Raw genomic sequence first — 8,778 nt, forward strand, 5'->3', positions numbered from 1 at the left:
GTACCTCCCCTGTTCCGCACCATCAAGGAGCAGAGCGACACGGACTGGGCCGAGATGTACAAGGTATTCAACATGGGCCATCGTCTGGAAGTCTACCTCTCGCCCGAGCATGCCGAGGAAGTCATCGCCATCTCGAAGTCGTTCAACATCGACGCACAGGTCATCGGCCGCATCGAGGAGAGCGACAAGAAGGAGCTGATTATCCGCTCGGAGTTCGGAGAGTTCAGGTATTAAGATATTGCACGTTATGGGCTATGTAGTCATCATTCTGATTGTGGTGTGTGTATTGGCTTGGGGGCAATATTACCGAAGCAATACCACCCGCAAGAAGAAATAAAGACAAGGTAAAAGAGAAAAACAATACTCCAAAGCCATGAAGAAAACTCTTGGAAAGCTCATTCTGTATGTCATACTGTGGATTGTAGCAGGTGCCGCTTTGAGCGTTGTAGCCACACGCATCGGTTCAGACTATCTGCACAGCCTGGCTGTCATAGGTCCGCCCATGGTGGTAGGTTACCTGTCCAGTCTCGAAGACGGAGAAGAGAAAGGCCGCCGGTTGCAGTGGTGTCGGTTGGTGTTGCTGACAGGCATAGTCACCACAGCGTTCTGGCTGCTTAAGAAATTAGTGTAACGGAATAAATGTTTTAGGCAAGAATTATGGAACGAGAACACCAAGGTTGCCTGATAGGCATTGGCATGGTCGCCGTTTGTGGAGCCATCCTCTTTGTGGCTTATAAGTGGGACATTCCTTTCCTGAAGTGTGCCTGTTACCTTTTGCCGGCTCTGATAGGTTCCTACATAGGCAGTCAATATTTCAATACAGCAGAACAAAGGGTGAAGAACCGCTTCTCGCGTCGGACGTGGATTCTGATTGTTATCGGTTTCCTGATACTGGCAGCAGTGCTGGCATGGCTGTTTGAGGGAAGATTGTGGTAATGCATTAATATAGGATCAATTAACTATGGCGAACAGACAATATAACATAAAGGAACTACCGCTTGCCTTCGACTTGGAAACAAAAGCCGTGTTGAAGCAGCTGAACTTGGCCAACAAGAAACTGGCCGAGTTGAAAGGGGTTGCCTTGACCATACCGAACGAGAACATCCTCATCAGCACCCTCACTCTGCAAGAGGCACGTGAAAGTTCGGCCGTGGAGAACATTGTCACGACCCAGGATGACTTGTATAAGGCCGACTTGGATTTGAAAGAGACCGTTATCAATGCTTCCACCAAAGAAGTACTGAACTATCGGCAAGCCTTGCAACGGGGCTTCGATTTGGTTCGTCATAACAAACTGCTTACCAATAACATCATCAAAGAGATACAACAGCAGTTGGAATGCAATTCGGCCGGTTTCCGTACCGTGCCCGGCACCATGCTGAAAAGCTCTGACGGAAGGGTAGTCTATACTCCACCGCAAGACAAAAAGGATGTGGAACGCTTGATGGCGAACTTGGAGTGTTACATCAACGACCCTGCATTGTCGTCCTGCGACCCTCTGATAAAGATGGCCGTCATACACCACCAGTTTGAAAGCATTCATCCGTTCTATGACGGAAACGGACGCACGGGACGTATCATCTCCATCCTGTATCTGGTTATCAACGACCTGCTGGACATCCCCATTCTCTACTTGAGCCGATACATCACACGCAACAAAGGAGAGTACTACCGGCTGCTACAGGCCATACGCAACGACGACAGCCTGGAGCAATGGGAGGAATGGATTCTATTCATGCTGAAAGGAGTGGAGCAGACTGCGGGCGAAACCATCAGCCTGGTGAAGAACATCTCTTCCCTCATGCAGCAATACAAGCAGCGATTGCGCCCTTTGTTCGGCAAACAGTATAAACACGAGTTGTTGAACAACCTGTTCTTCCACCCTTATACAAAGATTGAGTTTGTTGAACGGGATATGATGGTACAGAGAAAGACCGCCACCAAGTATCTGGATGCAATGGTAGAGGAAGGACTATTGGAAAAGGTGAAGATATGGAAGACAAACTATTATATCAATACGCCGCTCGTCCATCTGTTCACCAGCCAGGAAACACCGGAGATGAATCCCCAGACAGTCGTAGAATCTGTTTATGAGAAGGATACACTATAACACCCGATACATCATGTACCCCAAAACCGCAATTCGGGTACATGAGCAATCCATCATGTACCCGAATTGCGTTGTTTGGGTACATGAGAACTGAAAAAGATATAATCACCATATTCGTAATAAATGGCAGAAAACAACAACATACTGGAAAAGCTCGACGGCCTCGTGGCCCGCTTCGAGGAAGTATCAACCTTGATTACCGACCCGGCAGTCATTGCCGACCAGAAGCGGTACGTCAAGCTGACGAAGGAATATAAGGAACTGGGCGACCTGATGGATGCCCGCAAGGAATACATGCAGGTATTGAACGGCATCGACGAGGCCAAGGACATCATTGCCAACGAGACCGACCCCGAGATGCGCGACATGGCCCGCGAGGAACTCGATGCTTGCCAGACGCGTCTACCCGAACTGGAGGAGCACATCAAGCTGCTGCTCGTCCCGGCCGACCCGCAGGACAGCCGCAACGCCATCCTCGAAATACGTGGCGGCACGGGCGGAGACGAAGCGGCCATCTTTGCAGGCGACCTCTTCCGCATGTACTCCAAGTATTGCGACATCAAGGGCTGGCGCCTCGAAGTGTCCAGCGCCAACGAAGGAGCAGCCGGCGGCTTCAAGGAAATCATCTGTTCCGTGACGGGCGAGAACGTGTATGGCACGCTGAAGTATGAGTCGGGTGTACACCGCGTACAGCGTGTGCCGGCCACGGAGACGCAGGGACGTGTGCATACCTCAGCCGCCTCGGTAGCCGTGCTGCCCGAAGCCGAAGAGTTCGACGTAGTCATCAACGAAGGCGAAATCAAGTGGGACACTTTCCGAAGCGGCGGTGCCGGCGGCCAGAACGTGAACAAGGTGGAGTCCGGCGTCCGCCTGCGCTACAACTGGAAGAACCCGCTGACGGGCGTGGTGGAGGAAATCCTCATCGAGTGTACCGAGACGCGCGACCAGCCCAAGAACAAGGAGCGGGCCCTCTCCCGCCTGCGCACCTTCATCTACGACAAGGAGCACCAGAAGTACATCGACGACATCGCCTCCAAGCGCAAGACAATGGTCTCCACCGGCGACCGCTCGGCCAAGATACGCACCTACAACTATCCGCAGGGACGCATCACCGACCACCGCATCAACTACACTATCTATAACCTGGCTGCCTTCATGGACGGCGACATCCAGGACTGCATCGACCACCTCATCGTGGCCGAGAATGCGGAAAGGTTGAAGGAAAGCGAATTGTAACAAACAACCCAACTCAATTGTAACGCCATGAAAAACTTCAGCATCTTCCACTCACTGGGGCCGGCCTTCCAAAATTGTGCCAGGCGTTTTCCGGTAACGATGGCTTTCATCATCCTACTTTCCGCCTATTTGTGTCTGAATACGGAAGAGGTTATGGATTCGGCCGACAGGCTTACATTCCTTATCGGCTATTTCCTGTCAGTCGGTACTTTGCTCTCATTGAGTCTTCACTTGTGGAGTGAGGAGGTGAAAAGCAAGAAGGTCAATCTTGCTGTTCAGGCAACGGCGTATGTCCTGTTCCTTGCCGATACGGTATTCCTTTATTATCAGGGCAAGGGACTTGCCGTCGGCATAGCCCATGCAGCATGGATTTTGGCAATCGTCATGTCCATCTTCTTCCTGTCGTTTTTCAGGGAGAAGAATGACATACCAGCCTGGAACTTTACCTGCCGGTCCGTCAAGAAAGCTGTTTTAGCCGCTATTGTAGGATTGGTGATGAGCGGAGGACTGCTTCTGTTGTACTTTTCAATCGAACATCTGTTCGGATTAGCGATTAATGTCAAAATCAACTGGCACATTCTGGTGTTGTGCGGACTGATGCTTCCTTCCTTGCTGTTCATCGGAATGCTGCCCCAAGGAGCGCAGAAACATGACCACCGGCCACAAGCCGCAACGTTTATGGCCAACACCATCCGTTATCTCTTCGTACCTCTTGCAGCGGGATACCTGTTGGTGCTCTACGGTTATGCCGCCTACATCCTGCTGCGTTGGCAGTTGCCCGACGGATGGGTGTCGTGGCTGGTGACCATCCTTATGGCCGGGTGCATTGCCATCGAAACCGGGCTATACCCCATCCGCATCAGAGACAGGAAACCGTGGGACGAACGCATCGCCCGACTGCTTCCGGCTCTGGCACTGCCACTGCTCCTGCTGATGAGTATCGGCATTGCACGCCGCTTCTGCGACTATGGCATCACCATCAACCGCCTCTACCTGGCCACCCTCAACGTCTGGTTCTATATCGTATGCATCGGATTGCTGGTGGGAAAAGCCCGCCGCATCAGCTGGATACCCATCTCCTTCACCCTGCTCTTCCTGCTGACATCGACCTTCCCCGTCAACTATGCCACGATTACCCGCGACGTGCTACAGCGCGAAGTGCGCACCATGCTGAAGGGTAAGGAGCTGCCTCTGGACTACGACCAATACAAGACCCTGCTCAAAGAACTGACGCCGGAAGAAGCCGAACGGCTCAACGATAAAATGATTTATCTGGATGACCATTTCTTCAGAGAAAGCGTGAAGGAATTCGTCACCATGCAGGAGTTTGACACCTTCTACGGTCTGACGGATGAAAGCCCCAACAAGGTTCTTTATGGAAAGCTGGACTCTCAAAACATCATAGACATACCGGACGGATACCACCATTTCATCCGGATATATACCTACTGTCCCCTGCCCGGCGATGTGCTGGAAACAGGAAAAATACCCGTGGACCTGGAAGGGACGGATGTCGTCTACCTGCCGCTCGACACGCTGAAAGCGATAGACGGCCGGGAAAAGATGCCCGTCTCATTTTATCCCTGCATCTCGGGCAAACGGGTCTTTGTGCCCATCTACTTCTACTTCGACCTGAGGCCGGACGATTACGGCCAGCTGGGCATTGACATCGAAGGATACCTGTTCTTCAAGAAAAACTAACTTAAAAACATAGGCTCATGAACAAGCAACAACTTTTTGAAAACATCAAGCGCAAGCAGTCGTTCCTCTGCGTGGGGCTCGACACGGACATCAAGAAAATCCCCGAACACCTGCTGAAGGAAGAAGACCCCATCTTCGCCTTCAACAAGGCCATCATCGACGCCACCGCCGACCTGTGCATCGCCTACAAGCCCAACCTGGCCTTCTACGAAAGCATGGGCGTGAAGGGATGGATGGCCTTCGAGAAGACGGTGAACTACATCAAGCAGAACTATCCCGACCAATTCATCATTGCCGATGCCAAACGCGGCGACATCGGAAACACGTCGGCCATGTATGCCCGCACCTTCTTCGAGGAACTGGACATCGACTCCGTGACCGTGGCTCCCTACATGGGCGAGGACAGCGTGACGCCCTTCCTGACGTACGAAGGCAAATGGGTCATCCTGCTGGCGCTGACCAGCAACAAGGGTTCGCACGACTTCCAGCTGACGGAGGACAAGGACGGCGAACGCCTGTTTGAGAAGGTGCTCCGCAAGAGCCAGCAGTGGGCCAACGACGAGAACATGATGTACGTGGTAGGCGCCACGCAAGGCCGCATGTTCGAGGATATCCGCAAAGTCGTTCCCAACCACTTCCTGCTCGTCCCCGGCGTAGGCGCGCAAGGAGGCTCGCTGGAAGAGGTCTGCAAGTATGGCATGACGAAGGAATGCGGCCTCATCGTCAACTCCAGCCGCGGCATCATCTACGTGGACAAGACGGAGAACTTCGCCGCCGCCAGCCGCAAGGCCGCACAGGAGGTGCAGGCGCAGATGGCTGAGCAGTTGAAGGCTGTTCTTAGTTGACGAGGGGACGAGTTGACAAGTTGACGAGGGGACAAGGGATGAGTTGACAAGGTAATAAAATACAGGGAGCATGTCCTTGTAGCCTTGTTAACTTGTCCCTTGTCTACTAAGGAAATTACAGATACTCCCTGAAAAAACGCTCAATCCGGTCGAAGGGTATTACCTTCAGGTTGTCGTACAGGTCGGTATGGTTGGCGTCGGGAAGGATGAGCAGTTCCTTGTTGTCGCCTGTCAGTTTCTTGAAGGCGTCTTCGCTGAAGTATCGCGAATGGGCCTTTTCGCCGTGAACCATCAGGACGGCGCTGCGTATCTCGTGGCTATATGCCAGGATGGGCATGTTGAGGAAGGACAGGGACGAAGTCTTGTTCCATCCGTCGTTCGAGTTGAGCGAACGCTTGTGGTAGCCGCGCGGCGTCTTGTAGTAGGCATAGTAGTCTTTCACGAACTGGGGCGCATCTTCAGGCAGCGGGTCCACCACACCGCCAGCCCGTTCGTAGGAGCCGTTGCGGTAGTCGGCCGTGCGCTGGGCGTTGAGCTGGCGGCGGAGTTCGTAACGCTGGTCGGCATCCATCGAGTCGAAGTAGCCGTTGGCCGTGACGCGACTCATGTCGTACATGGTCGAGGTGACCGTGGCCTTGATGCGCGTGTCGATGGCGGCGGCGTTCAGCGCCATGCCTCCCCAGCCGCAGATGCCGAGGATGCCGATGCGTTCGGGGTCCACGTCGTCGCGGGTAGACAGGTAGTCCACCGCCGCGCAGAAATCCTCCGTATTGATGTCGGGCGAAGCCACATAGCGGGGTTGGCCGCCACTCTCACCGGTAAACGAAGGATCGAAGGCAATGGTCAGGAAGCCGCGCTCGGCCAGGGTCTGCGCATAGAGGCCCGACGCCTGCTCCTTGACGGCGCCGAAGGGGCCGCTCACGGCGATGGCCGCCAGCTTGCCCGTAGCGTTCTTCGGCACGTAGAGGTCGGCCGCCAGCGTGACGCCGTAGCGGTTACGGAAAGTCACTTTCCGATGATTCACTTTGTCGCTCTGTGGGAACACCTTGTCCCACTCGTTGGTCAGTTCCAGTTTTTCCATATCATTTCCATTTGAAAAGTTATACTTACCAGCAGCGGTTTCCGCACTTACTGCGGTAAAGCCTGCCAGCAGGAATGCCGCCAGCAGACACGAAAGTTTTTTCTGTCCGTTCTTCATATCGAAATACCTATTTATATATTACTCAACTTTCGCAAGCTCAAGTTGCAGTTGATAAGTTACAAGTTGACGAGTTACAAGGCGTTTGTAGGAGTCGTTTCAAATGGCACTTTACCAGACAAAGCGTTCCAAACCTTGTAGACTTGTTAACTGAAGCCTTGTCAACTAATAAGTTAAGCATTTGCGAAACTATCCATTCAGTCGCTTTCACCCAAAGAAAGTGTGACGGTGACGTCGCCGTCGCCCAAAGCGGCTTTCAGTTCACTTTCCGTCACGTTGTCAATCTTGCCGAGGCGGGTCAATGAATAGCTGTTGCGCCCGTAGTAGATGACGAAATAGCGGCCCTGATACAGAATCAGGTCGCCCGGCACGGTCGATATCTGCTCATCGTTGCGCGGCAGGGTGGTGCCTATCGGCCCTACTTTCTCCATCCGTGCATAGTCCTCCATCTCGATGGTGAGGTCTCCCCCGGCCAGCAGCGCCTTCAGCGCACGGGTCGAAGAGTTGTCTGCCAGCGTGGCGGTAAATGTCTTTCCGCCTGTTTTCAGTCTGATTGTACTTGTTTCCATATTCTCTTGATTATCATTTTCCGGTTCTTCTTCCTCCGGCTGGGCGGGCTGTTCGGGTACAGGAGGCTCAAGCACCGGCTCGGAATCCGAGGTGCAGGCCACCATCCAGGGCAGCAACAGGAGGAGGGGAATCAACAGATAAGTCTTCATGATGAAAAAGCTTTAGGGTTTCCTGATGCAAAGATACGGCGGCCGAGGCCTCCGACATGTACATGGATTACGGAAGAAACAACGAAGATTACGGATAGATGTACAGATTTCTTCCCCGCCCGCCCCACTTCTCCCTTGCTTATCTCCTTGAAATCTCCTACCTTTGGCCGGAAACAATTTAAGGACATCCGAGCATGAACCACGAAAACAACGTTGTCGCCGCCTCAGGAAAGACGGACAACATGCCCAAAGACTACATCTACTGCCCTGCTACCGACGGAACCTGTCCCCGCGCTCCACACTGCCTGCGCGCCATCGCCTACCGCCAGCTGCCGGCAACAGAGGCTTCGGCCAAGCCAGGCCCCATCCGCATTGTACACCCCGCCTGCATCGTCCAGGCCCAGGACGGATGCGGATACTACCGCGACAGCACGCCCGTGCGCTTTGCACGGGGCATGACCACCTTGTTTGAAGACCTTCCCCTGAAGCAGGCACGAATCGTGCGACGCAAGGTGATGGCCTGCTTCTCCTGCGAAAGCTACTTCTACCAAAGCCGCAAAGGCGAACGGCTCATCAGCCCCGATGAACAAAAAGCCATCGAGAGGGCCTTCCGTTCGGCCGGCGTGGAGACGGCTCCCCAGTACGACGGATACGAAGAAGGATTCAACTGGTAATCAACAACATCGCACTTTATTTTTGCTTTACTCGTTTTAAAGTGTTACTTTAGTACGACTAAAGCATTACTTTAGTAGCTATAAAGCGTTACTTTAATGAGACTAAAGCAACGCTTTAAAACGAGTAAAGCAAAAATAAAGTAAAGACGCCTGCCAGCCTCATCCCCATGTAAGTAAAACCACCAACCTGTTTATCAGCCATGAGCTACGAACGAAAAATCATCAACGACCCGGTATTCGGGTTCATCAACCTGCCCAAGGGGCTGCTCTACGACCTCGTGCGCCATCCCCTGCT

Annotated in this window: 10 protein-coding genes; 8 read left to right on the forward strand and 2 right to left on the reverse strand. The window is 53.1% G+C overall.

Going from position 1 to position 8,778, the window contains the following annotated elements:
• The 7 genes from Q1Y74_RS12115 to pyrF form a co-directional block, all read left to right on the forward strand.
• A partial coding sequence (locus Q1Y74_RS12115; protein WP_300814575.1) for an AIR synthase-related protein occupies positions 1-234 on the forward strand: 234 nt, incomplete at its 5' end.
• A 139-nt stretch (positions 235-373) separates the two neighbouring features.
• Positions 374-631 carry a hypothetical protein gene (locus tag Q1Y74_RS12120; RefSeq protein WP_300814576.1) on the forward strand — a complete coding sequence of 86 codons (258 nt, stop codon included), beginning with the start codon at positions 374-376 and terminating at the stop codon, positions 629-631.
• A 26-nt stretch (positions 632-657) separates the two neighbouring features.
• Positions 658-936, forward strand: coding sequence for a hypothetical protein (locus Q1Y74_RS12125; RefSeq protein ID WP_022161536.1), 279 nt, complete (start codon positions 658-660; stop codon positions 934-936).
• A gap of 25 nt (positions 937-961) precedes the next feature.
• Entirely contained in the window at positions 962-2,110 is a 1,149-nt protein-coding gene (locus Q1Y74_RS12130) for a Fic family protein (RefSeq protein ID WP_300814577.1), read from the forward strand.
• 123 nt (positions 2,111-2,233) lie between these two features.
• Entirely contained in the window at positions 2,234-3,346 is a 1,113-nt protein-coding gene (gene prfA / locus Q1Y74_RS12135; protein WP_300814578.1) for a peptide chain release factor 1, read from the forward strand.
• A gap of 27 nt (positions 3,347-3,373) precedes the next feature.
• The gene (locus tag Q1Y74_RS12140) at positions 3,374-5,047 is read left to right on the forward strand and encodes a DUF4153 domain-containing protein (protein WP_300814579.1); all 1,674 of its coding nucleotides are present in this window, start codon (positions 3,374-3,376) and stop codon (positions 5,045-5,047) included.
• A 17-nt stretch (positions 5,048-5,064) separates the two neighbouring features.
• Complete coding sequence (gene pyrF, locus Q1Y74_RS12145; protein WP_300814580.1) at positions 5,065-5,892, forward strand: orotidine-5'-phosphate decarboxylase; 828 nt, start codon at positions 5,065-5,067, stop codon at positions 5,890-5,892.
• Positions 5,893-6,007: 115 nt separating this feature from the next.
• On the opposite strand, the gene Q1Y74_RS12150 is transcribed toward pyrF, so the two are convergent.
• Together Q1Y74_RS12150 and Q1Y74_RS12155 are read right to left on the reverse strand one after the other, a co-directional pair.
• Entirely contained in the window at positions 6,008-7,090 is a 1,083-nt protein-coding gene (locus tag Q1Y74_RS12150; RefSeq protein ID WP_300814581.1) for an alpha/beta hydrolase, read from the reverse strand.
• A 197-nt stretch (positions 7,091-7,287) separates the two neighbouring features.
• Positions 7,288-7,809, reverse strand: coding sequence for a cyclophilin-like fold protein (locus tag Q1Y74_RS12155; protein WP_300814582.1), 522 nt, complete (start codon positions 7,807-7,809; stop codon positions 7,288-7,290).
• A gap of 194 nt (positions 7,810-8,003) precedes the next feature.
• On the opposite strand from Q1Y74_RS12155, the gene Q1Y74_RS12160 reads away from it, so the two are divergent.
• Complete coding sequence (locus Q1Y74_RS12160; RefSeq protein WP_300814583.1) at positions 8,004-8,483, forward strand: DUF6078 family protein; 480 nt, start codon at positions 8,004-8,006, stop codon at positions 8,481-8,483.
• The last annotated feature ends 295 nt before the right edge of the window (positions 8,484-8,778 follow it).

Origin of the sequence: uncultured Bacteroides sp. (assembly GCF_949298305.1) — a bacterium.
Lineage (GTDB): Bacteria > Bacteroidota > Bacteroidia > Bacteroidales > Bacteroidaceae > Bacteroides.

Coding starts and splice junctions, on each gene's coding strand:
- Q1Y74_RS12120 (WP_300814576.1), top strand. CDS start 374: ATGAAGAAAACTCTTGGAAAGCTCATTCTGTATGTCATACTGTGGATT.
- Q1Y74_RS12125 (WP_022161536.1), top strand. CDS start 658: ATGGAACGAGAACACCAAGGTTGCCTGATAGGCATTGGCATGGTCGCC.
- Q1Y74_RS12130 (WP_300814577.1), top strand. CDS start 962: ATGGCGAACAGACAATATAACATAAAGGAACTACCGCTTGCCTTCGAC.
- prfA (WP_300814578.1), top strand. CDS start 2,234: ATGGCAGAAAACAACAACATACTGGAAAAGCTCGACGGCCTCGTGGCC.
- Q1Y74_RS12140 (WP_300814579.1), top strand. CDS start 3,374: ATGAAAAACTTCAGCATCTTCCACTCACTGGGGCCGGCCTTCCAAAAT.
- pyrF (WP_300814580.1), top strand. CDS start 5,065: ATGAACAAGCAACAACTTTTTGAAAACATCAAGCGCAAGCAGTCGTTC.
- Q1Y74_RS12150 (WP_300814581.1), bottom strand. CDS start 7,090: ATGAAGAACGGACAGAAAAAACTTTCGTGTCTGCTGGCGGCATTCCTG.
- Q1Y74_RS12155 (WP_300814582.1), bottom strand. CDS start 7,809: ATGAAGACTTATCTGTTGATTCCCCTCCTCCTGTTGCTGCCCTGGATG.
- Q1Y74_RS12160 (WP_300814583.1), top strand. CDS start 8,004: ATGAACCACGAAAACAACGTTGTCGCCGCCTCAGGAAAGACGGACAAC.